This is a genomic window from Brunnivagina elsteri CCALA 953 (assembly GCF_002289455.1).
Taxonomy (GTDB): domain Bacteria; phylum Cyanobacteriota; class Cyanobacteriia; order Cyanobacteriales; family Nostocaceae; genus Brunnivagina; species Brunnivagina elsteri.
Genome location: NZ_NTFS01000032.1, coordinates 1 through 20,877, shown reverse-complemented (window position 1 = coordinate 20,877; position 20,877 = coordinate 1). Strand labels below are relative to the sequence as shown.

The window sequence follows — 20,877 nt, the reverse complement described above, 5'->3', positions numbered from 1 at the left end:
TTCGGGTAATGTTAGCTTCGATAATGTTTAAGGTCGGTACTATATTGAAGGCACTGACTTAACCCAATAAATCTGTTTAACCCTCAATTTCTAGAGCAAGGAACTAGCTTCGCATCCCTTTGTAGGTCTTTAACTCTTACCTTAAACGTAGTCAGTTAAGACTTAATCTGGTCAACTGTAATCTAAGTCTTAGGCTGGAAGCCCAGTGTCTTTAGACCTGGGTCGTTGACATAATTGCATGAAGTGGATTGCGATCGCTAAATTAATTATTCTTTAATTATGGGCAATCATTATTTACACCCAAATACAGCACTTCCGGCTATTACATAATACAGTTGTTCCCCTCAGTTCTATTCTAATCATAGCTTTCAGCTTTTAGTATGTACCTCATAGCTGCCGGAAGTGCTGTATAATTATATTTTATCGTAGGGGCGATACGGCTGTTCGCCCTCTTATATGTATTAAAAATCATGTATATATTAAAAATCATGAAAATAAAAGGGCAAACAACCGTTTGCCCCTACGGGTAATTACCATTCAACTCGATGTCTTTCTTCCACAACCCTTGTGTAAACATCTTCGGTTTGTTTCGCGATTTTTGCCCAATTAAAACGACGCTCTAAATCCAGATAAGCATTATCAATTAACCATTGTCTGTATCCTGGATGTTTTAATACTTCCAAAATTCCCCAAGCTAGGGAATCAGAATTATTTGTATGAGTCACAATACCCGTTTTGCTGTGTTGAACAACTTCAGGAAAACCACCTGTATCCGATACAACTACTGGTACACGAGAAGCAAAACTCTCTAAAGCAACTATACCAAAGGGTTCATAAAGACTCGGAAATACAGCACAGTCAGCAACTGTTTGAAATTTATCTAAGTACTCATCGGAAATAAACCCAGTGAAATAACATTTATTCCAAATACCCATATCCCAAGCTTGCTTTTTCAGGTGTTCAGTATTACCACCACCAATAATCACAAACTTGACATTTCCACCCATTTCCCACAGCACCTTAGTAGCTGCATTTAACAAGACAGAAACACCTTTCTCATAGGTCATTCGACCAACATAGTAAACTATTTTCTCATCATCTTCGGCAAAAAAACGGCGAAAATCTTGAGCGTGAAAATTTTGATGGTGAAGTTTCTTTTCTGCACGAATCCCATTATAAATTACGTCGATTTTATCCCAAGGACTATGTAATGCATGTTCCACCTCACGACGCATATAATCGGTACAGACGATTATTCGCCATGCATTAAAAGCTAAAAGCTCTTCTTTACCATTAATATAATCTTGAATATCGTTGTGAATCCCATTATGTCTACCATATTCGGTGGCGTGAATGGTGGCAATCAATGGTACTTTAAAAGTGTGTTTGAGCGCGATCGCAGCATCTCCCACTAACCAATCATGGGCATGAATTAAATCAAAATCCCCTTCCTCTGCCATGACTTTACCACCATGCTGCCCCATACTTTGATTGAGGTTAACTACCCAGTGAAAAAAATCGTTTCCAGGATTGACAGGAACCCGATGCACTTGGATTCCCTCAACGACTTCGTACATTGGTGCATTCCCAAACTCAGGGGTGATTACATGTACCTTATGTCCCAACTTAACCATATCCGGGTACAATTCACCAACGTGACGGGCAATACCCCCAATAATTCGTGGTGGAAATTCCCAACTCAATACTAATATTTTCATCTGTACCTAACCTCTACAAGTCGCTAATTTATCCCTAATATTAAAAGTCGATCTCAAAATAAGAGTTTGGCAACGTTGATAATAAGGTTAGTTGGCATTTTTGATTTTTTGATATTTAGTCCACAACAAAATAGCACTTTGAATATTTGATGGTGTGTTATTCCGCAGGTTAACACACCAAGAGTGAATGTACTTTATTTAATCCACATTCCTAAATGCGTCATTAGACCATTTTTTCCAATCAATCGCAGCTTGGGAATCGGAATTAACACCTTTCTGAAGGAGAACAACCCCATCAGTAAATCCTTTTATACCATATTCGCCTTTATTAGTTAATTCATTAACCAACTTAATAAAATCTCGCAATTGACTTCCATCTCCCTTAAATGCGGGTTGATATCGCTGCAACTGCCACAAATCTGCGATCGCATATTCTACCTTTACAACTTCCCGTCTATCGTTTCGCAATTCCAAACTAGGTAGACGTAAAATTTCGCGACGACTGGAAAGATGGGGCACTAAGTAAGTAGTAGCGGAAACACTCGCATTGGGGGGAATTTGCCCGATTAACGGACGAAGTTGAGATACATGACTCCATTGTTGCGCTAAAGTGACATGTACCCAAGGTTTTACAGAGTCGGGAATCGCAAAATAAAATGTCCGATTGGGGTTGGATGTAAAGCTGAGAATTAGGGAAACACAAATACAACCAATCCAAAAACGACGAAATCTTGGTTTAAAGCTTTTGGGATGCTCTGACCACCATAATATCCCACCGTAGAACAAACCAGGTACAACCGTCAAAGCATAGCGAATCGTAATTGCCAGTACAGATTCACCTTGACCTAACAATAATTTTAGCAAAGGAAAACCTGCGATCGCCCAAGATGCGGGAGAAATGGCAGGTATAAATGCTAGCGGCAACCATTGACCAATTAAGTAGCGAATTGTGCGGTCAAATGGTGTAACTAATTCTACAAATAACCGCCAAGGATTACTAACCATTCCCCAAATAATTTCCAGGGTTGAAGCTTCATTCCCGTCTGCATATTGTCCAAAACGCTCCAGCATAAACCGCTTGGAAATATCTGCCGAAAATATCGGCATAATTAGGTTGGTCAACGCTAACATGTAGCCAAAACTGAGGATACAAGTAGCAAACCCAGCACGGGGAAACCGCTTGCTAGCTATCATATAAAATCCAACACCAAACAACCCCACCCCAGCATCTTCCCGTACTGCCAAAATAAATATTGCCATTAACCAAAACAGCCACCATTTGCGTTTCTCCATCGCTAGCAGCAACGTAAACATAAATAATGGAATTTGGCTGATATCGTGGAAGTTGCTCAGAGTTGGACCAATTACCGCATTTGCCGCATAAAAGCTGGCAGAAATCATTACAGCTAATCGCGGTTCTAAATATTGTCTTGCCAATATGTAAAGAACAATACCCGCCATTGTAATGAGTGTCACTTGTAACACTGTTAGCGTTGCTGGTGAGGGGAATAATGCATATATTGGCGACCAAAGCAACAATGCAGGTGTAAAATGTTGCCCTAGTCGATGATAGAAAACCGTGGGAATTTCACCAGCATGGACGACATTTGTAGAGAGACTGGAGGATAAGGAACTTTGGAAAAAACGACCATGTGAATTATTCCAGAAAACCTGGTTAAATATACCTTGGTCAAATGAAGCGTAAAAGCTGAAATAACGGTGTAATGCCAAGATGAGACATAAAGTAAAAAAGATTGCGGCAATAGGTAAAACCGCTCCAATTGCTAAATCCGACCTAAATTTTCCACTGGGGATTTTTGACAATTCATCTTTGATTTGCGATCGCATAGCTTGCCGCAGATTTCGCATCACTCACTCACCCCGGAATTTTGCGTAGGGAAATAATAATTGTAGAACGTTAGTTAGTCATCCGGGTATAATATTCAATGAATTTATCATGTATTTTATAGGGTTAAATAATATATGGTTCTTCCAATCAACAGCAACAATGGTGACTCAATTCGCTGACACACAAAACCTACTTTCCGAACTGATTTCCCGCTACTCTTCCCATGTCGATTATTTAATGATTCGTCTCGAAGAAGCAGAAGGAACCGATATATTACTACGTGGAGACACAGTAGAAACCCTCAGCGAAGGCATTTCCATAGGTGGACATATTCGCGCTTGTCATAAAGGTGGCTGGGGACTCAGTAGTTTTAACAATTTGATAACCATTATAGATCGGATTGAAGAAGCGATCGCAGCAGCACGGATGGTTGGAGAAGAAGAAACTATACTCGCACCAATCAACCCAGTCCAAGCAATCTGCAAATTACCATTAACGGGAACTGACCCTCGAAAAATTCCTTTGTTACAAAAGAAACAATTATGCGACTTTTATACTGACCTCCTCAAAAGTGTAGATGGACGTATCACCACAACTTCGGTTCGCTATGCCGATAGCACTCAACGAGTTATCATCGCCACTAACGAAGGTACTTTGATCGAACAATCCTGGGTAGATATGGAAATGCGTTTTGCCGCAACCGCAAAAAATGGCGAAATGGTACAAACAGGAAGGGAAACCACGGGTTCACGCAAAGCTTTTGAAGATTTAATCGGATTGGATCAGCAAGTTAAAAGCGCAGCACAACGAGCTATTTCCGCTTTATCTTTGCCCTCCGTCAAGGGTAATACCTATACGGTGGTAATTGACCCCATTTTGACAGGTTTATTTGTCCATGAGGCTTTTGGACACCTCTCAGAAGCCGACATGGCATACGAAAATCCCGACTTACTCGAAGTCATGGCTCTGGGAAGACGTTTTGGGAATGAAGAATTACAGATTTTCGACGGTGCTGCTCCAGTTGGTCATCGTGGTAGTTATTTTTACGATGATGAAGGTACACCTGCGACAACCACGCAATTAATTAAAGATGGTGTTTTGGTGGGAAGGTTACATTCGCGAGAGACTGCGGGAAAACTAGCAGAAACACCAACTGGGAATGCTAGGTGTCTAAATTATCACCATATGCCCATTGTCAGGATGACAAATACCTGGATTGAACGGGGGAAAACGAGCGTTGAGGACTTGTTTACCGACATTAAAGAAGGAGTATATGCCCGGAATTGGCTGGGTGGGATGACGAATGGGGAAATGTTTACATTTAGTGCTGGGGAAGCATGGATGATTCGCAATGGCAAGATATGCGAACCTGTAAAAGATGTCACCCTATCGGGGAATGTGTTTCAGACTCTGGCAGATATTGAAGGAATTGGCAATGATTTTTATTGGGATGAGTCGGGAGGTTGTGGTAAAGGTGGACAGAATGGTCTACCTGTGGGTTGCGGGGGACCAAGTTTAAGAATACGTGATGTTGTTGTTGGGGGAGAAGTTGGTTAGAGAGATTTTAGATTTTGGATTTTAGATACATTCTGGACTGCGAACCGATAAACAAGTGATTTTGGAGAACTCCACAGAAATAAATGCTCTTCGGTCATTCTGTAGCTTGCTACAGCATGACAACACAGGATCATTCATTTTGTGGCTTACTCTTAGTACTTATTGCAAAGACTTTCAAAGCAGGTATTACAACATCATCAAGTCTTTACCTGTAAAAAATTTATCTGATGCGATCGCGCCAAATGAAGAGTAAATGGTTAATTGGTTATATACCCACAAAACGATTTACACGAACAAATGAACCTCTGTCAAAAGGTGTATTTTTGGTAAAGACAGAGAAATTTTTGTTTTATGTATATAAAAAGTCGTGATATAATGTTATGTTTTAACAAGTGATGGTTTTATTGAAGTCTGGAAAATAAAAAAGCCTGGAGAGGTGTCCGAGTGGTTGATGGTGACGCACTCGAAATGCGTTTTGGTGCAAGCCAACGGGGGTTCTCACTACATACACAACCATTGACATCCCTTTAATTTACTATTCTCGCCTATGTTATTGCACTTGAGGTGCTAGGTGAGTTTTAGTATATGCACGTACAAAGAGTAATTAAAAAAGTTACCATTGTTGCCTACAAAAACAGGTGGCGTTTACGTCTACCTCGTGGATTTACGTGTGGAGAACAGGTATATATCTATTCCGGTTTAGAAGCAACGGCATATAACTTAAGAAGGGTGCAAAGTGTCGCATTAGTTATTGAATCTGACGCTGAATCCGGTTGCTTTGACCAAACACTACAAATCTATAAAGATGCGTTGTCCGACTTACATACTAACCAAAGAAGGATTCGCCAAAAAGTTAAAAGTCTTGATTTAGTTGAATTGTGGGACAAGTATTGTGACTTCAAACAATCTCAACTAGCAAATACCACTTTTACCAAAGATTTTCAGAATAGATACAAAAATATTATCAATGCGTTACCTAGCAAAGATTTAGGTAGTGCGATCGTAATTCGTGACTATTTGGTTGCAAATTACAGCCCTAAGACAACGAAAAGACTGCTAATGCAGATTAATGCTTGCTGTGTATGGGGTTTAAAATCAGGCTTAATCACAAAAAACCCATTTACTGACTTGGGTTCGGATATCAAAGTTAAAAGGTGGGACACGAGCAAAATTGACCCTTTTACAGCCCAAGAACGTGATGCGATAATTTCAGCTTTTGAATCTGACACTTTATACAAGGGTTATGCAGATTTTGTAAAGTTTCTATTTTTTAGTGGTTGCCGAATTGGAGAAGCGATCGCACTTAAATGGGAACACATTAACGCAGATTGCACCGAGATTACATTTCGTGAGTCATATTCACATTTATATGGACGTAAAAGCACGAAAACTGATGAATTTCGTAGGTTTCCTTGTAATGAGCAGCTAAAAACGTTGCTATTGAACCGTAGAACCCAAGAATATAACAAAAATTGGCTTGTTTTTCCTTCTCATACTGACCATAAAGAGATAAAAATTAGTGGTTTTACTCGTATCTGGCGAGGTTATGACAATCGTGGGGAGTTTATACCAGGAATCGTCACGAGTCTTGTGGAAAAGGGGCTAGTGCAGCGTTATCGAGTTCCATACAACGCTAGACATTCATTCATAACTATGTGCCTTTCAAAAGGTATCCCAGTGCAAACCGTTGCAAGTTGGGTAGGGAATTCACCCGAAGTCATTTATAAGCACTACGCAGGCATTACACCAAACACAAAAGTACCGAACTTGTAAATAGGTTTACAAAATTTTGGGTGCTATGAAAAAGCGATCGCACTAATTAAACCATCCGAGGTTAGCGATTCGTGCCAAAAATTTAGTGCCTGTTAGCTTCAAAAAGTAAAACCCCCTGAGTTGGCTTTCCGTTTACATACCAAAACAGGGGATTCAAAAATAAAACATATCTAAATTATGGAATTAAATACTTCAACAGTCAATGATTTCGCCAAAAATCAGACCACTTCTGATTGTGAGTCTAACACATCGGCAGTAAACAATACTCAACAAAGTGAATACCCAACAACTCAACTCGTACCTAACAAGCGTTTCAAGAAGTCTCTACCAAATAATACGAGTACTCAATAAAGTGAGTATTCACTAAAAATTAAATTAGGGGAGTTTTTTAAGGAAGAGGATTGGAATTGGGATAGTGAAATTTTTCATTATAGAAAAAGATTTGAAAAAGAAGTACCCCGCTTAACCGCAGAGCATCACCAAAAGCTAGTTATAGAAAGGTTTCAAGGCAAAATACCTGAAGAGTGGGTTCTACACAATTGTTATTCTGTTGATAAATTTGAAGCGTCAGCATTTACTAAAAGTCCGCAATTGGGTGGGGGTGTTTGGTTAACGGGTGCTGACGGGTATCCGCAATTAATGCCCGACTTCCCACATACCGACTTAAGGGATGACGGCACTAAACGGATCAGAAAGTACCAATCTCCTTCTAAAAAGAAAATTGCTCAATATGACGCAACATTACCCCGACATCCAGGCGATATCAACTTTTGGGCTGATTTGGAAAAGGTAAAGAAATTTTGCATACATGTTGATGGTATCCCTTGTTTGTTGGTTACAGAAGGACTTTGGAAGGCGATTGTAGCGCTTCATTCAGGAATGCCGTGTGTGAGTTTACCGGGTGTTGAGCAAGGGTTAAGCAGCCACGAGAATCACACCAAAGAACGGGAGCTTACCAAGACTTTACAAAAGTTTAAAGATGCAAATTTCGGTTTCATTATTGGATTTGATGCCGACGCTGCAACAAAACACCCGGTAAAATTAGCAGAATTAACATTAGCTAAAGCGCTACATAGCCCTAACAACCCGGTTTACAGCATTTCGGGTAAATGGGAAGCGTGTGATGGTGAAGTTTCCACAAAAGGAATTGACGACTTTATTTTACATTTTGGTGCTAATAAATTTATTGAAGAGGTACTACCCCAAATGGTTGATATTTCTAGCCTTAATCGTGCTTATGGTGCATCTTCTGACATACAAAACACGGTGAGCCGGAATGAGAACCCTGAATATAAAACTTCTGATCGCAAACGTGGTAGACCCAAATCGAAAAAAGGTGGTGACGAAGAATTATCCCCAAGGGAACAGCAACAAGCTTTTCATGACATTTTTGGTGGTCAACTTAAATTTAATGAGATGACTTTAGAGGTTGAGTATGACACCCAAGTTCTTGACGTAGAACGAGCTAAGGAGTGGATGATTGATGTATTTGATTATGATGGAGGTAAAAATGAAGAAATTGCCCGTAAAATCGCTTATTTAGCTAGAAAGCAAACATACCACCCTGTAAGAACGTACCTTGAGTCTGTTGAACGGCAGAACCCCGATGTTAACGAAAATTTATTGGATAATATTGCAGAACGGTATTTCGGAACAAGCGAACCTTTGTACAACACTTACCTCAAAAAAACATTGGTTGGTTTAGTCAAACGTATATATGAACCAGGGGGTCAGCACGATACAGCCTGCGTGTTGCAAGGTCATCAGGGCATCAATAAAAGTAAATTTTGGGAAAACCTTGTTCCCTATAAATCTTGGTATGACGCAGAAGTTGCTGTGGGGGGTAGCGATAAAGATGACAAACTAAAACTACGTGCAGCTTGGATTATTGATTTAAGTGAAATTGAAGTTGTGTTCCGCAAAAATGATGTGGCAACACTTCGCAACTTATTGACAACCAAACACGACAAGCTTAGACCACCTTATGGGCGAAAAATAGAAACTTTCCCCAGAATGAGTGCTTTTGTAGGGACAGTGAACCAAAATCAATTTTTGAATGACCCTGAAGGCAACAGGCGTTTTTGGGTAATCCCTGTTTTAAAAACAATACCTGTCGAAACTTTAATCCTAGAGCGAGATTTAATTTGGTCTGCTGCGGTGAAACTCTACAAACGTGGTGAACAATATAATTCCTGGTTAACCCCAATGGAAGGAATTCAACAGAAGCAACTAAATGTCCAGCACACTGTGGAAGATTCGTGGACAGATGTAATATCCCAAGCAATTGAATTGGGCAAGCTGAAGGATACAACGATTGCGGAAATACTCACACTGGTAATGAACATCTTACCCGCAAACCAGGGTAAACGTGAACAAATGAGAGCTTCCGACGCTCTTAAAGCACTCGGTTGGGTTAAATCAAGTAGTCTACAGATGCGACACGGGGTTAGAACTTTTGTTTGGACACCAAAAATTAATAATGAAAATATTTTAGAGGTGTATCAGGGGGTGTATCAGGAGGTGTATCAGGGTTCAAACGTAGACGCAGCAAGCATTACAACTAATAGTGATACACCTGATACACCTTTTTCCCAAACTTCTGAAAATAAATCAATAATACTGAATATCCCATGTTCGATAAGTGACACAATGACTACGGGGAAAATAGTACCCGTGTCTACCATAAATGGCTTAATGGTTGTGGAAGAGGTAGCTACACCATGTACTGAAGACAAAAAAGATACATCTAATTTCAGTATTAATGAATTAAATCAACCTTTTATAGAAAAAGGTGTATCAGGTGTATCACTTGAAGAAAAAACGCCTGAAAGTATTACACAGCAAGTATTAGTTTCTGATACACCCCTGATACACCTCAGTGATACACCCCCCCTAAATAATGCAAATAGTACAAGTGAATTAACAAATGAAGAGAACGAATCTTGTAAACCCCTAAATAATTTTTGTAAACCCTTTAGCGCAAATCTGGACGATTTATTCTCACCAGTTTACAAATATGTTCAACCCCAAAAGGGTGATGTGATTCATTTAGAAAAGGGGGTTGGTCACGGTTGTGAATTAAAAGATGGGATTGTAATCAAGGTTACTGAATGCGATTTGGAAGGAGATACTTTCTTGATTGAGTGGGGTAACTGGGAAACCAGCACTTTAACCCCTAAAGATTTGATTCAATTGAAAGCTGTCATTACTAAGTCTTGACATCATAAATTAAGGCATAGTGAGGGGTGATAATTCTATAAAATGACCTATACCCCTCAACCGCGACATCACACACCTTAAACCTCAAAATAACCCCAATACAGCTAACGTACTATCTCCTTTAGTATTTACGTACTACTGATAGTGTCGAATAGAAGTCGATTTTTACACAATTGCTACATTGGAGGTACGTACAACTTTATAAAAGTAAAGCAAAATGACATTAGATTCTCGCAAACGCCCTAAAACACCATTACCTCATTTATTCGATCTGATTTACGGGCAGTACCCCTTAGAATTGCACGAACTTTATAACCATTTCCTCGCTTGTTGGCAGTCAGTCGAAGGAGCGCAAGCTAAAAAAAGTCAGGCAATTAACTTACTTTCAAAACTCATTAAAAATCGTGATTTAGAAAGGTTAATCAAAATTGCCGATTATCTAGCTTGCCAAATTTATTTCAATGGTTCGAGCGGCGATCGCATTTTACAAGAGCATGGTCTGGAATATTTAGGGTTCTCGTTGCCAGCCGACATTCATAGTACTTTTTCTGTGAATGGAAACCAGGTTATTGTTATTCATGAGGTGCTTAGAATCCATGTGGAGAAAGTCTTCGCAGAACGTAAGGCTGAAAAAAGGGCACGTATGATTGCATCTGGAGAACTCATACAAAACAAAAACGTTGTAAACCTGTTTACAAACAATAGTGATGGTGCTGCATGAAGAAATTTCATATCAAGCTGAGTTTACGGTTGAATCGTCGCCAGCACGAACAATTGAAAATCATGGCTGAGAGTCAGAATCTAACTTGCACAGAATTTATAAGGTATCGGCTTTTTGGGGATGAAACCACTCCACAAGCGGCAATTTATGATGCACTTTGGAGGTAAAAGCAATGAGTTATCAGCAAGATTTATCCGATCGCGATTTAAAGAATTTATTCCTAAGACACCAAGATTCATACTCGGTTTGTGAGTTAGATTCTGAAATTTACCTAATCTCCAGCCTAATTAGTTGTTTACTGAAGAATGGTGATTTAACAGGGAACTTCAACCGACAAGAACTGGTAGCCTTGGTTGAGGTAAAGCGTCGGTTGGTGGAGACGCAAGCCAGAATTAAAAATGGGGCATTTCAGCAGTTGGCAACCACCAGAAAACTTGAATTACAAGAACGAATTGCTGATGCGATGTCACATGAAGAGTTACAACGTGTTTTATCTGAGGTGGGTTTGATTAAACCTCGTCCATGATGAAACCCGGAGTTTTTTTTAAGATTCAAATCCGTCATTGCGACGTAAGGTAGACACAAAGTGGCTACCCGCAGGGTAGCAATCTCAAGGTCTTTGTGGAAAACTACAGTTCTCAAAGTAGACGAGGTTTATTAGCCAAATGCCTGGTGAGTCTAAAGCGATCGCACTTTCAGAACTAAACCGATTATCTGCCGAAATCAAACCGATTTAGTAATCACACTTATAATAATTAGTGCGATCGCTTTTGGTTATAACAAATTTCTATAAAACAAAAACACCAGGTGTTTTTAGGATGAACTGTCCTACACCTGGTGTTTTTAAATCTACGATTTTGGCTAAGTTTTGTAACGAAAGTAAATCTAGATCGAACTATAGTTCTGCTACCCAACCACGTTGACATCAGGTTTGTTCGTAGGAAAAGTTTTGGTAAAAAGATATAGGATTCGCAGCTTCATTACTTAGTAAGTGAAAACACATTTTATTCTCTCAGATAATTTACTGATTCACCCATTAGAAGATGGAGGAGTAAGTAATACTAACGAGAACACTTATGTTTATTTTTACACCAATCAAACCATTGATAGCCAAAATAAAAGTATTCCTAAAAAAACATTTGGGGTACGAAACAGAGGAATCACGCTTGAACGATAGTTATAGAAATCATTAAAACGTAGCCACGGTAGGTTTTTTGGAACTTAGCAGCCTCGACTGGGCAAAATCCTTGCGCGGTTGTAGCTCTTGAAAGTACTGCTGCTACGTTATTAGAATTTTAGATATACCCCTATTTCTTACTTTTTACTTACTAACCTCCAAAATAGTAAGAAATGAGATAAATTTTGAGCATAAATGCCTAGTAAATCGTGCGGCTTAAAACTAGTACAATATACCTAGTTGCAAGCTAGTTTTGACTAGATTAATTTATGACCGAAGAAAATAGAAGGGTTCAACTAAATATTCGCTTTGACCATCGTTCGGAATTATTGGACGATGTGAAGAATTTTTGTACTGTTAATAAAGTTAAGCTGGTGGATTTTGTTGGTGATGCCTTGGATGAAAAGTTGCAACGTGAGTTAACAATGACTCAAGTTCGAGAACCTGGAACTAACGAACTGATTGCAATTGCGATCGCACCAATTCTTGAAAGGTTGTCTGATTTGGAAATTACTTTATTAAATTTGCCTAAAAATGAGACAGTAAATAACTTTGCAGCAGTAGAACCACAAAAAACACCAAAAAGCGATAGTGCCCAAAACTTGGAACAATTACGCGATCGCATTTTGATGGAATGCCAACCAAACGACCGACGCAAGGTTAAAAAAGCTTTGAACCAATTTATCAATAGTCTCAGTTAGCCAAAGTTTTGTACAACCAACCCAAGACCCCTGCAATAAACCACAAAAAAAACCACCCAAGCCGTTAAGCCTGAGTGGTTTTAATTATTTGTAAACCTATTTACAATTTCTTTCTGCCTGAATTACATACCTGATTTCAGCTTAAAATTCTCAGTTTCAAGTTTTCGGCATTTAGCTTCAAGTTCAACTATTCGCGATCGTAATTGTTCGGGTGTGGATTCGGTTGTACAAACTTTTTGTCTAACTGTCTCACGGTTTCGGTAAAAATCTGCCTCACTTTGGGATAAAAAATCTACTGCCAACTGTAGCCGCTCCCAATCCAAATTTTCAGACTTAGCCAAATAAAACTGTCGTAGTCGGTTGTTTACTTTCCTGTAGGCGTACCAATATTTACCACGTTGCCTTACTGTAATCTCATATAAAAGCGACTTACCTTGCTGTCTTGGTTCATATCTAAAACTGGTAGTTTGTTCTAACCAATTTAACCAAGCATCGCTGCCAATCATTATCCCCAAATAATCAACATCGGTCACAAGTGGTAATTTAGTTTTTCTCATTTTTTACCAAAACCTTTAAAAGTAAATGCTTTAACCACCCTTGTATATTTTTCAGTTAAATTGTTAACTTTCTCGTGGCATGTGATTAATTGTTTTGGGGTAAATTGTGGAAACTTTACTTCCATTTCATCACACCATTTTAAAAACCGGGTATTATTCCAGTTCTCAGCTATATCCTGTGTGATGCCATCAAATATAAATTCACCTAGCTCTTTAGGTAGTCCGTCTTTTTCAAATTCTTGACAAATATAGTTACGAAGATTTTGCTCAAGTTGGTTGTACATTTTAGTTAGTTCCTAATAGTAATTGTGGATTTTGTAGCAGTTGTGAAGTTTGACCACCATTTTTGACTGTTTTTATAGTTTGACCACGAAGTTCAAGGGGTTTCAGCGATTTGACCACGTTTTGACCTGACCATGACCATGACCACGGTTTGACCATGACCTGACCACGAAGGTCAAAGGGTTTCAGCCTCCAGGTCAAGATATTTTTCGTGGTCATGGTCATGGTCAAGGGTAGTTAATATTGTAGTTAATGTTAAGTAGTGGTGTACCCTTGCTCACCATCACCCTGAATAATCTCTGACTCTATTAGATTATTAATTGCTACTTCTATCAGTTCTTTCTTAGCCATGTTGGGAAGAGTTCTTTTTATATGTCCTCTGATTGCTTCATAAGTAATTGGTTCAGTGCTTGAGATAATTTTATCTACAATACAGTCTAGTAACTGTGGGTTACAATTTGTTTCTCTTGTAGGTTGTATGGTAGTAGCTTGCTCACCTAAATTAAACATCTGTTCTAAATTTTCAACAGTTTTAGTTTTAGGATTAAAACCATTAATAAATTCTCGCTTATCCCTGTTGTAACCAGAAAGATTTGGTAACTCTGGCATTGGGAACCATTCATTTAAAGCACCATGAAACACTGCACGGTTGACAGTTGACTTCTTACAAAGTGCAGCTATCTGGGTAGAATTTAGTCGCTTGTCACCAGGGATAATGTCAGCAGCTAAAATTTGCTGTGATGCTGTGACATTATCCCCACTGATTAAGATAATTGGCTTAAAGATTGACCTAGCACCCCCATCAAACCCAATACCTGAAACATGGGCATTTTGACTAATCCCCCATACCACAATTCCCCTACTGCTACCACTTGAAGCATAGGAAACCATTTTAAATTTCAACCATTTAGTTGCACCCTTAACATTCTCAAAGGCTGCATTAACTGCTGCTAACTCGTCAAAAATAAGTAACTTAATCCCAGTACCAGGGTAGAGTCGATGCCCGGTATTATCCGGGGCACCTCTCTGTTCGATCCGGACGTGTAACTTTCGCTACATCCGGCTCTCGATATTCTCAAGGGATAACCCTATTGCCCATGTGTATGTAATCGTGACAGGATTCATGAATGACCACAAGATTGACTTTCTTCCAGTTATTATGGTTTCCATCAATGTGGTGCAGATGAACGTGTTCATCATTCATAAATTTCATACCGCAATGAACACATGTATGGTTTTGTTTGTTTAGTAATCTGGCTTTTTCGCCATCATACATCTTGCTGTTTCTTTTACTCCAGTAACCCACGTCGCCATCGAAAGGAGATTTATTTCCTTTTACTTTAACGTATCCTGCTAGAGAGTAAGGTACGGTCGGAAAGGCTTTTTTTATTAGTTCTAAGGTAGAGTATCTTGTTTGTTTCTTCTCTTTATTGAATACCTTGAATGCTCTGTGATTCATGAACCATAGAGAGAATTTTGTTCCTGACATATCACAGAATTTGTGATAGTTTCTCCACCCTCTTACTATTGGGGCAAGCTTTTTCGCTTTTTCCTTAGCACCATAATTGGAGCAGTTTACAATGGATTTTACTTTTTGTCGAAACTTTTTAAAGTTTTCTTCTGACGGAACGCAGTGATACTTCCCGTTTGATTTGACTTTAAAGTTCCACCCTAAGAAATCAAATCCGTTTGTCGTGCGTGTTACTTTGGTCTTTTTCTCACTTATTTTCATTCCTCTTTTTGCTAGAAATTCGTGGATTTGTTCAAGTATTTCTTCTGCTTTGTCTTGGGGTCTTAGGAAGATTACCATATCATCCGCATATCTTATGCTGGGGTATATGATATCTTTTTCTTTGGTTTTTTCCGTAATTCTACAATCATCTTTATGATGCCTGTGAATACTTTCAATTCCATTTAGTGCTATGTTCGCTAGTAATGGACTTACCACTCCCCCTTGACATGTTCCTTGTTCTGGAAATTCTGGATTTGTTCCTGCTTTTAGGCATCTGAATATGCCGATTTTGAGATTCTTAGGAGCTATCAGATTTTCCATAATTGAGGAATGAGAAATTCTATCGAAGCACTTCTCTATATCGAGTTCTATAACCCGTTTAGATATTCCGTTTGCGCTAGCTTTCATGTTTTGTGCAACCTGCTGTTGGGCATCGTGTGCCGAACGTCCTGGTCTAAAACCGAAACTGTGCTTATGGAAGGTTGCTTCGTGTGCTGGTTCTATTGCGTATTTTGCTAGACACTGCCAGCATCTGTCCGCAATAGTTGGTATCTTCAGTAATCTTATGGAACCGTCTTTTTTAGGAATTGGTATTTTACGCAATCCTCGATGTTTCCAATTGAAAACGTATTTTCCTAGCTGTTCTTCTAAGGTAAATCTTTCCTCGAATGTGAGGGATTTCTTACCGTCGATTCCCGCTGTTTTTTTACCAGTGTTCAGCTGAGTTACTTGACGTATTGCTAAAAATCTAGCCGCACGAGATTTCAGAATAAGTTTTTGAAGAAGTAAAGCTTTTCGCTTGTTTCCTGCTTCAATGGCTTTAAACAACCTTCTTTGTAGGCGAAATAAATCCTTCCGGAATTTCTTCCAGTTTAGATTTTTCCAAGATTCACTAGCCTTATGGCTGTGCCTAATCATGCTCTTACTCCAATAGCTGTTTTCTGAATACCTTGCCGCAATTACGCAGCATCCTACCCGTTTAGAGAGATTTCCGTATCTCGTCATACCTACTAAGAATCGACTTTTCTTAGACTCTCAAAACGTTTTTATTCGTTCCCTTAATCGACTCTTTATCCCTTTAGATGTAGCCACTTTGCCTATCAGACCCCTGGTTCTTATAACTATATCGACGAGTATGTTATAGGGATTAGCTCTGATAAAGTCGGGGTTTTGTTGTTATGCCCCGCTTACGCATAAGACACTTTTTTAGGCTCTGTTTCATCGTGGGGACTCCCCATTAGCACCAGTGTCAGCCCATAACAGCCGTCTGATTGTGCCCTGTTCCCAGCTTCAGCCTGTATAAACCGAGTATACTCACTGTGGGCAGGTTGGGAGTTAGCGCGAACCTCGCTAGCAGGGTTTGCACCTGCATCGAATTAAGAGTTCAGTGGGATATAATCGTGAGATTATATTCCACTGCTTGAGTTATACCTCGAATCCTTATTTACTGAGGATTCTTGCGATTTCACTCAAGAACGAATCGCACCGTCAAAAGCGTCATATTCAGCAAGGCAATCTTTAACCCAAAGGTAACTATCCTCTGGTTCAGCTTCAGCAACGTTTTTACGGTAAAGTCGATGCACTCTACCATCAAAATAAGCTGTCTCTTTGGAGTCATCTTTGGGGTCAATGTAGAAGATAGTAGCCTTACCCTTCAAGGCTTCCAAGCAATTCGAGGTGAAAATACCTTTGCCAACACGGGGAACCCCAATGATTAAAGTATTATCTAATTGGTCGGTGATGGATTTGATTAAGTCGGGTGTCACCTTGTCGAAGCTTACCGACTGGGTTGTTATTGAGGATTGGGCATTAGTTATTGGAATTGGAGCGTCAGCAATCATTGGTCTAGGTGCATCTTGAATCCTTGCTGGTGGTGCATCCTGAATCAATGGTCTAGGCTGGGGCGCTTGGCTTGCATCTTGGATAAACTTAATGCGATCGCAATTAACCAGTGGACTACTAAACTGCATTGTGTCGGTATGTTCGCGGGTTTGCTGCATGGAGGGAAAAGCACCACGCATCAGAATAAATTGGTCACAAATCCATCTGTAAGCGTAGAATCGTTTCCCTGACTCAATTTGACTAAGGTACTCAGTAATTAATGCCATGCGACTACGTAGTATTTAATACTCTTGACGCTCCACGGGTGCTAAGTATTCTCGCAGTTGGTCGAACTCGTCATACCCTGATATAAACTCCTTTCTAGCTTCCGAATGTCCCATCGAACCGATTACATCCAACACACCACCCCTAATAAATGGGATAGGGTTAAAAGTATGAGTATAAGAACTGTCAGTAACTTGCGCCCAAATATAACCAGCAACTCCTAAAACAGCACCAATGGGAGCAAGGGGAGAAGTCGCGTAGCATACAGCACCAATGGCAGCAGTAGCAAGGCTTATTGTTTTAGCCAAGCTTGAACCGATTCTTTCTTCCTTGGCAAGTATTAATAGTTGGTCTTTGCGAGTCGATAACCATTCTGCAACGTGTCCAGCTTCCAGGTACTCAACTTCGGGAAATTGGCTGAGTAAATAAGCAGTTTGGGGTGTTTCTAACCGAGCTAGTTTATTAGGTTCCATAATGAAAGTACTTATAAATTGAATTTGTCAGGCGATTGCGAGGAATTGCACCTCACTTTGGGCTTTGAACCGCGATCGCTTTTTAATTGTTTGTAAACCTGTTTACAGGAATACTTTTTATTGTTTACCAGCTAAAACCTTTTCCCCCCAACGCCCCAACTCAGCACAGGCAATGGTGAAAACGTTGAACAGTATACACATTAGGATTTGCTGAGGGTCTTCATATCTCCAAGGGTTCCTGGATGCAAAAGTCATTATGATGTCAAAACCCCAGAATGCGATCGCAATTAGTCCTATCATTTTGGGGTTTAATTTTCCGAATTTGCTCCCAGTTACGAAGGCTGATTCAAACATTTGAATTACAAAGGAAATTCCGAGGCACAAGTAAAAAGTTATGTTTGCGAACAATCCTAAGCTGATTCTTGGTGGGAACAAACTCAGAGATGGCAGCCAATCCCAGCCCATCCAAAGCGTCTCGTACCGATAACCCGTCCAAGTCGTTTCATACCAAGGGAATAGCGGCTTGTTTTGGAATAGTACCTGCCAGTAAGAATCCGAACTCAGCACCACCAGGAAGATAAAAAGCAGTTTCCCTAAAAACGTTGCCCCGGCTGCCCCTGGTGTTAGCAGTTGACTGATTATCGTAGTGACAATCCAAAGTGGGAAGGTGAGGACTTTGAAAGCCCAAGTGACCAAAGTTTCCATAAAGTTAGGGCTGTTATTGGTTGGAACCTTTGCAGGACTTGATGTTGGTACTGCTTGAGCCGGATTGCCGGAATGTGGTTTATTGCCTAATGCCATTGGGAAGCTCCTTGCAAGTTGTTGATGATTTGTACTTAGAAATAAATTGACCTTTGACGATTCGACCAAGGCAGACATTCGCTGCATCAAAAACCCATGTTTGCTTGCTGATATAGCGATTTAGCACCACCTTTGGAATGGTTGGGGGTTTATCGGCATCGTCCAAATAATCGCCTATAGTTAATGTTGAGCCAGCGATCGGGATACCCGTTTCTTTGATTGCTTGGCTTAATTTCTTGCGCTCTGCGAGTTCTTTGCGCTCGTTTACTTGCTAGCTTGCTAGTTTTTGCGATGCTAAGTAATCAGGCATTTGAGAGCCAAGATTAAGGAACAGTGGGGATGCTAAACAAAGCAATCCCACACCAGCAACGCAGAACGGAGCTATGTACTTGTCAGTTCTGGTTTTAGTCATTTTTAAAATTCAAAAAGGTGCGTTTCTGTATCACGATCCGTAGTATCTGTGATGATTAAAGAAACCGTGCAGTTACCGGGGGAATAGAGCTTGTCGCGTCCAATATCCTTACAAATGTCTTTCATCACATTGTTGAATTGAGTTTGTGAGTAGCTCTCGCTAAAGTAGTGCAAACCCGCTCTGTGGAAAGATTTAGTGCCCACAATAAACATGATGGAAGATGCGTAAATAATCACGATTAGTTCCCCAAAGCTTGGATTAGTGCTTCTAGCTGATCGAAAGGCAATTCACCATCTGCAATGCGATCGCATAAACTATCTGATTCGTCCGTTGTCATCTCATCGGAAGTGCTATAGATAATCCATCCCAAACTAGCTAAAACATCGAATGAATCCACATCAGAAAGCCAATTTAAGCACTCGCCCCAGCTTTCGGAAATATCTCTAATTAGTGGTAGATTACAGTCCAGACCCCAGTATTCAAGCGGCTTCTGCCTGCGATTCACGATAGCTGTAATTAAGTTTCTGGCTTGGCTTTCATCCAATTCCCCGCCAATTACCCTTGCTGATACTTCTTCGGCGGCACTGGATGATTCTTCTATCAAGTGATTCAACCCGATATATTCGGAAGTCATGCTAATTAGATAATATCGGTCAATGTTTCCCAAGCTTGCAAGGTCGTCACCCCAAGTCTCCATAATGTCCGTGATTAGTACGTAGTCGTAGTTACAACCAAAATGTCCAAGTGGTTTCGACATGAGTTAGAATCCTTGTGTAGTGTAGTTTTCATTGCGGTGGAGATGCACCCTAACAAAATGCGATCGCTTAACTTTGGACGGTTGGGGCGATCGCATTTAACATTTGGTCAAGTTGTTTGATTAAATCATCTGCGTCCTGACTGGCTACAGAATTAAGACCCTCACGAGCTTGTAGGGCATACAATCCAGCAACTATAAGGTAAATTTGAGCGCGGTTTAGGTTCATGATTCCCGGTTTTTCATTTGTAGAAGTGCGTCCCAATCCTCAACAGAGCAACGGATAACCTCTCGGACATCTTCCAAAGTTCCCGCGTCACTGGCAACCAAACCCGCTTCAGTTAATAATTGCCAATCATCAGGGTGCTGTAATTGGATTTGGGTTAATGCTGATTGGATAGTTTGTAATAGCTTTTCAGTAGATGTTAGTCTTGTAAACCTGTTTACAGGGTGAAGGTTGTTTTTAGTCTGCATAAACACCACCTTGTTGCAGTGCTACTGTGATAATTTCAGTTATTTCAATGTCTGAAGTTGTTGCTGGTGTTGGGGTTGGGTTAATTGGTGTGGATTGGTCAGAGGAGTTTATCATTTTTGATTACCTGCCATTGATGCAAGTTTGCTTAAATTGGGTTTACTTTGAGTTACCGACGGAGAAGTATTTACACCTTGGTTAACAGTACTAGGTGATACCGTTTGTTTACACAAGCACTCAAAAATAAGCCTTTCAATATATCCGGCAAGTGTTTGACTGGGTAAGTCTTGAGGTAATCCGTATGCTTGGGCTAATCTTTCAATTGCAGGGTAAGAAATGGTGAGGCGCTTTGATTCGTAATTCATAATTATTCCCCTATTGATACTTGTGTTAGTAACTGTAATCCTTTGCTATTAATGGTTTGAGGTTGTGGTAAGAAAATAACCCCGAACTCGGATAACGCTTCATCCATACCTGGAAGTAGTGCAGCACCACCCTAGGCTGTTGACTTTGTGAGTTTTTAAGGAACTTTTATCATACAATAATAGTGTTGTATTTTTTCGAGGTAAAAGT

The 20,877-nt window shown here is 40.0% G+C and carries 25 protein-coding genes; 8 read left to right on the top strand and 17 right to left on the bottom strand.

Annotated features, from left to right (window positions below; genetic code table 11):
* Positions 1 to 530: 530 nt before the first annotated feature.
* Together CK510_RS04835 and CK510_RS04830 are read right to left on the bottom strand one after the other, a co-directional pair.
* Complete coding sequence (locus CK510_RS04835; RefSeq protein WP_095720619.1) at positions 531 to 1,718, bottom strand: glycosyltransferase family 4 protein; 1,188 nt, start codon at positions 1,716 to 1,718, stop codon at positions 531 to 533.
* A 198-nt stretch (positions 1,719 to 1,916) separates the two neighbouring features.
* Positions 1,917 to 3,587 carry a DUF2079 domain-containing protein gene (locus CK510_RS04830; RefSeq protein WP_245911849.1) on the bottom strand — a complete coding sequence of 557 codons (1,671 nt, stop codon included), beginning with the start codon at positions 3,585 to 3,587 and terminating at the stop codon, positions 1,917 to 1,919.
* Positions 3,588 to 3,726: 139 nt separating this feature from the next.
* Here CK510_RS04830 and CK510_RS04825 point away from each other — a divergent pair, with 139 nt between their 5' ends.
* The 8 genes from CK510_RS04825 to CK510_RS04800 all read left to right on the top strand — a co-directional run bounded on the left by CK510_RS04825 (position 3,727) and on the right by CK510_RS04800 (position 12,715).
* Positions 3,727 to 5,124 (top strand): TldD/PmbA family protein, encoded by a 1,398-nt coding sequence (locus CK510_RS04825; protein WP_095720618.1) that lies wholly within the window; start codon positions 3,727 to 3,729, stop codon positions 5,122 to 5,124.
* A 585-nt stretch (positions 5,125 to 5,709) separates the two neighbouring features.
* Entirely contained in the window at positions 5,710 to 6,897 is a 1,188-nt protein-coding gene (locus tag CK510_RS04820) for a tyrosine-type recombinase/integrase (RefSeq protein ID WP_095720617.1), read from the top strand.
* Positions 6,898 to 7,074: 177 nt separating this feature from the next.
* A complete protein-coding gene (locus tag CK510_RS32545; protein ID WP_211293089.1) occupies positions 7,075 to 7,248 on the top strand; it encodes a hypothetical protein in 174 nt (57 codons plus the stop codon).
* Positions 7,249 to 7,488: 240 nt separating this feature from the next.
* On the top strand, positions 7,489 to 10,116 hold the full coding sequence (locus CK510_RS04815; RefSeq protein WP_095720616.1) for a VapE domain-containing protein: 2,628 nt from the start codon (positions 7,489 to 7,491) through the stop codon (positions 10,114 to 10,116).
* 217 nt (positions 10,117 to 10,333) lie between these two features.
* Positions 10,334 to 10,837 carry a hypothetical protein gene (locus CK510_RS04810; protein WP_095720615.1) on the top strand — a complete coding sequence of 168 codons (504 nt, stop codon included), beginning with the start codon at positions 10,334 to 10,336 and terminating at the stop codon, positions 10,835 to 10,837.
* A complete protein-coding gene (locus CK510_RS31500; RefSeq protein WP_158224845.1) occupies positions 10,834 to 11,004 on the top strand; it encodes a hypothetical protein in 171 nt (56 codons plus the stop codon). Before CK510_RS04810 ends, CK510_RS31500 begins: the two co-directional genes overlap by 4 nt.
* A gap of 5 nt (positions 11,005 to 11,009) precedes the next feature.
* Positions 11,010 to 11,363: a hypothetical protein gene (locus CK510_RS04805; protein WP_095720614.1), complete on the top strand. Its 354-nt coding sequence runs from the start codon at positions 11,010 to 11,012 to the stop codon at positions 11,361 to 11,363.
* A gap of 920 nt (positions 11,364 to 12,283) precedes the next feature.
* The gene (locus tag CK510_RS04800) at positions 12,284 to 12,715 is read left to right on the top strand and encodes a hypothetical protein (RefSeq protein WP_095720613.1); all 432 of its coding nucleotides are present in this window, start codon (positions 12,284 to 12,286) and stop codon (positions 12,713 to 12,715) included.
* Between the two features lie 122 nt (positions 12,716 to 12,837).
* On the opposite strand, the gene CK510_RS04795 is transcribed toward CK510_RS04800, so the two are convergent.
* The 15 genes from CK510_RS04795 to CK510_RS04745 all read right to left on the bottom strand — a co-directional run bounded on the left by CK510_RS04795 (position 12,838) and on the right by CK510_RS04745 (position 20,669).
* Positions 12,838 to 13,272, bottom strand: a complete 435-nt coding sequence (locus CK510_RS04795) for a DUF6788 family protein (RefSeq protein WP_095720612.1) — start codon at positions 13,270 to 13,272, stop codon at positions 12,838 to 12,840.
* Entirely contained in the window at positions 13,269 to 13,556 is a 288-nt protein-coding gene (locus CK510_RS04790) for a hypothetical protein (protein ID WP_095720611.1), read from the bottom strand. Before CK510_RS04790 ends, CK510_RS04795 begins: the two co-directional genes overlap by 4 nt.
* A gap of 1 nt (position 13,557) precedes the next feature.
* Positions 13,558 to 13,779 carry a hypothetical protein gene (locus tag CK510_RS04785; protein WP_095720610.1) on the bottom strand — a complete coding sequence of 74 codons (222 nt, stop codon included), beginning with the start codon at positions 13,777 to 13,779 and terminating at the stop codon, positions 13,558 to 13,560.
* A gap of 30 nt (positions 13,780 to 13,809) precedes the next feature.
* Complete coding sequence (locus tag CK510_RS04780) at positions 13,810 to 14,445, bottom strand: hypothetical protein (RefSeq protein WP_095720609.1); 636 nt, start codon at positions 14,443 to 14,445, stop codon at positions 13,810 to 13,812.
* A gap of 184 nt (positions 14,446 to 14,629) precedes the next feature.
* Positions 14,630 to 16,204 carry a group II intron reverse transcriptase/maturase gene (locus tag CK510_RS04775; protein ID WP_095720608.1) on the bottom strand — a complete coding sequence of 525 codons (1,575 nt, stop codon included), beginning with the start codon at positions 16,202 to 16,204 and terminating at the stop codon, positions 14,630 to 14,632.
* Positions 16,205 to 16,755: 551 nt separating this feature from the next.
* Positions 16,756 to 17,394: a hypothetical protein gene (locus CK510_RS04770; protein ID WP_095720607.1), complete on the bottom strand. Its 639-nt coding sequence runs from the start codon at positions 17,392 to 17,394 to the stop codon at positions 16,756 to 16,758.
* A 15-nt stretch (positions 17,395 to 17,409) separates the two neighbouring features.
* Positions 17,410 to 17,865, bottom strand: a complete 456-nt coding sequence (locus CK510_RS04765; RefSeq protein WP_095720606.1) for a hypothetical protein — start codon at positions 17,863 to 17,865, stop codon at positions 17,410 to 17,412.
* Between the two features lie 117 nt (positions 17,866 to 17,982).
* Positions 17,983 to 18,666, bottom strand: a complete 684-nt coding sequence (locus CK510_RS04760; RefSeq protein ID WP_143289228.1) for a hypothetical protein — start codon at positions 18,664 to 18,666, stop codon at positions 17,983 to 17,985.
* Positions 18,650 to 18,832, bottom strand: a complete 183-nt coding sequence (locus CK510_RS30845; protein WP_143289227.1) for a hypothetical protein — start codon at positions 18,830 to 18,832, stop codon at positions 18,650 to 18,652. Before CK510_RS30845 ends, CK510_RS04760 begins: the two co-directional genes overlap by 17 nt.
* A gap of 105 nt (positions 18,833 to 18,937) precedes the next feature.
* Positions 18,938 to 19,078, bottom strand: a complete 141-nt coding sequence (locus CK510_RS31495; protein WP_158224844.1) for a hypothetical protein — start codon at positions 19,076 to 19,078, stop codon at positions 18,938 to 18,940.
* A 238-nt stretch (positions 19,079 to 19,316) separates the two neighbouring features.
* Positions 19,317 to 19,835, bottom strand: coding sequence for a hypothetical protein (locus CK510_RS04755; protein WP_143289226.1), 519 nt, complete (start codon positions 19,833 to 19,835; stop codon positions 19,317 to 19,319).
* A 67-nt stretch (positions 19,836 to 19,902) separates the two neighbouring features.
* A complete protein-coding gene (locus CK510_RS31490) occupies positions 19,903 to 20,061 on the bottom strand; it encodes a hypothetical protein (protein WP_158224843.1) in 159 nt (52 codons plus the stop codon).
* Positions 20,058 to 20,306: a hypothetical protein gene (locus CK510_RS04750; RefSeq protein ID WP_095720603.1), complete on the bottom strand. Its 249-nt coding sequence runs from the start codon at positions 20,304 to 20,306 to the stop codon at positions 20,058 to 20,060. Before CK510_RS04750 ends, CK510_RS31490 begins: the two co-directional genes overlap by 4 nt.
* The gene (locus CK510_RS33860) at positions 20,296 to 20,421 is read right to left on the bottom strand and encodes a hypothetical protein (protein ID WP_281256980.1); all 126 of its coding nucleotides are present in this window, start codon (positions 20,419 to 20,421) and stop codon (positions 20,296 to 20,298) included. The genes CK510_RS04750 and CK510_RS33860 overlap by 11 nt, the downstream gene beginning before the upstream one ends.
* Complete coding sequence (locus tag CK510_RS04745) at positions 20,418 to 20,669, bottom strand: hypothetical protein (RefSeq protein WP_095720602.1); 252 nt, start codon at positions 20,667 to 20,669, stop codon at positions 20,418 to 20,420. Before CK510_RS04745 ends, CK510_RS33860 begins: the two co-directional genes overlap by 4 nt.
* Positions 20,670 to 20,877 lie beyond the last annotated feature (208 nt).

What these genes read in the sequence shown, in the direction of transcription:
- CK510_RS32545 (WP_211293089.1), top strand. Translation starts at nt 7,075, where the DNA reads ATGGAATTAAATACTTCAACAGTCAATGATTTCGCCAAAAATCAGACC.
- CK510_RS33860 (WP_281256980.1), bottom strand. Translation starts at nt 20,421, where the DNA reads ATGATAAACTCCTCTGACCAATCCACACCAATTAACCCAACCCCAACA.
- CK510_RS04785 (WP_095720610.1), bottom strand. Translation starts at nt 13,779, where the DNA reads ATGACCATGACCACGAAAAATATCTTGACCTGGAGGCTGAAACCCTTT.
- CK510_RS04820 (WP_095720617.1), top strand. Translation starts at nt 5,710, where the DNA reads ATGCACGTACAAAGAGTAATTAAAAAAGTTACCATTGTTGCCTACAAA.
- CK510_RS04770 (WP_095720607.1), bottom strand. Translation starts at nt 17,394, where the DNA reads ATGGCATTAATTACTGAGTACCTTAGTCAAATTGAGTCAGGGAAACGA.
- CK510_RS04825 (WP_095720618.1), top strand. Translation starts at nt 3,727, where the DNA reads ATGGTGACTCAATTCGCTGACACACAAAACCTACTTTCCGAACTGATT.
- CK510_RS04790 (WP_095720611.1), bottom strand. Translation starts at nt 13,556, where the DNA reads ATGTACAACCAACTTGAGCAAAATCTTCGTAACTATATTTGTCAAGAA.
- CK510_RS04795 (WP_095720612.1), bottom strand. Translation starts at nt 13,272, where the DNA reads ATGAGAAAAACTAAATTACCACTTGTGACCGATGTTGATTATTTGGGG.
- CK510_RS04775 (WP_095720608.1), bottom strand. Translation starts at nt 16,204, where the DNA reads ATGATTAGGCACAGCCATAAGGCTAGTGAATCTTGGAAAAATCTAAAC.
- CK510_RS04745 (WP_095720602.1), bottom strand. Translation starts at nt 20,669, where the DNA reads ATGAATTACGAATCAAAGCGCCTCACCATTTCTTACCCTGCAATTGAA.
- CK510_RS31500 (WP_158224845.1), top strand. Translation starts at nt 10,834, where the DNA reads ATGAAGAAATTTCATATCAAGCTGAGTTTACGGTTGAATCGTCGCCAG.
- CK510_RS04810 (WP_095720615.1), top strand. Translation starts at nt 10,334, where the DNA reads ATGACATTAGATTCTCGCAAACGCCCTAAAACACCATTACCTCATTTA.
- CK510_RS04835 (WP_095720619.1), bottom strand. Translation starts at nt 1,718, where the DNA reads ATGAAAATATTAGTATTGAGTTGGGAATTTCCACCACGAATTATTGGG.
- CK510_RS04800 (WP_095720613.1), top strand. Translation starts at nt 12,284, where the DNA reads ATGACCGAAGAAAATAGAAGGGTTCAACTAAATATTCGCTTTGACCAT.
- CK510_RS31490 (WP_158224843.1), bottom strand. Translation starts at nt 20,061, where the DNA reads ATGAACCTAAACCGCGCTCAAATTTACCTTATAGTTGCTGGATTGTAT.
- CK510_RS04830 (WP_245911849.1), bottom strand. Translation starts at nt 3,587, where the DNA reads ATGCGAAATCTGCGGCAAGCTATGCGATCGCAAATCAAAGATGAATTG.
- CK510_RS04805 (WP_095720614.1), top strand. Translation starts at nt 11,010, where the DNA reads ATGAGTTATCAGCAAGATTTATCCGATCGCGATTTAAAGAATTTATTC.
- CK510_RS04755 (WP_143289226.1), bottom strand. Translation starts at nt 19,835, where the DNA reads ATGTCGAAACCACTTGGACATTTTGGTTGTAACTACGACTACGTACTA.
- CK510_RS04780 (WP_095720609.1), bottom strand. Translation starts at nt 14,445, where the DNA reads ATGGTTTCCTATGCTTCAAGTGGTAGCAGTAGGGGAATTGTGGTATGG.
- CK510_RS04765 (WP_095720606.1), bottom strand. Translation starts at nt 17,865, where the DNA reads ATGGAACCTAATAAACTAGCTCGGTTAGAAACACCCCAAACTGCTTAT.
- CK510_RS04750 (WP_095720603.1), bottom strand. Translation starts at nt 20,306, where the DNA reads ATGCAGACTAAAAACAACCTTCACCCTGTAAACAGGTTTACAAGACTA.
- CK510_RS04760 (WP_143289228.1), bottom strand. Translation starts at nt 18,666, where the DNA reads ATGGCATTAGGCAATAAACCACATTCCGGCAATCCGGCTCAAGCAGTA.
- CK510_RS31495 (WP_158224844.1), bottom strand. Translation starts at nt 19,078, where the DNA reads ATGACTAAAACCAGAACTGACAAGTACATAGCTCCGTTCTGCGTTGCT.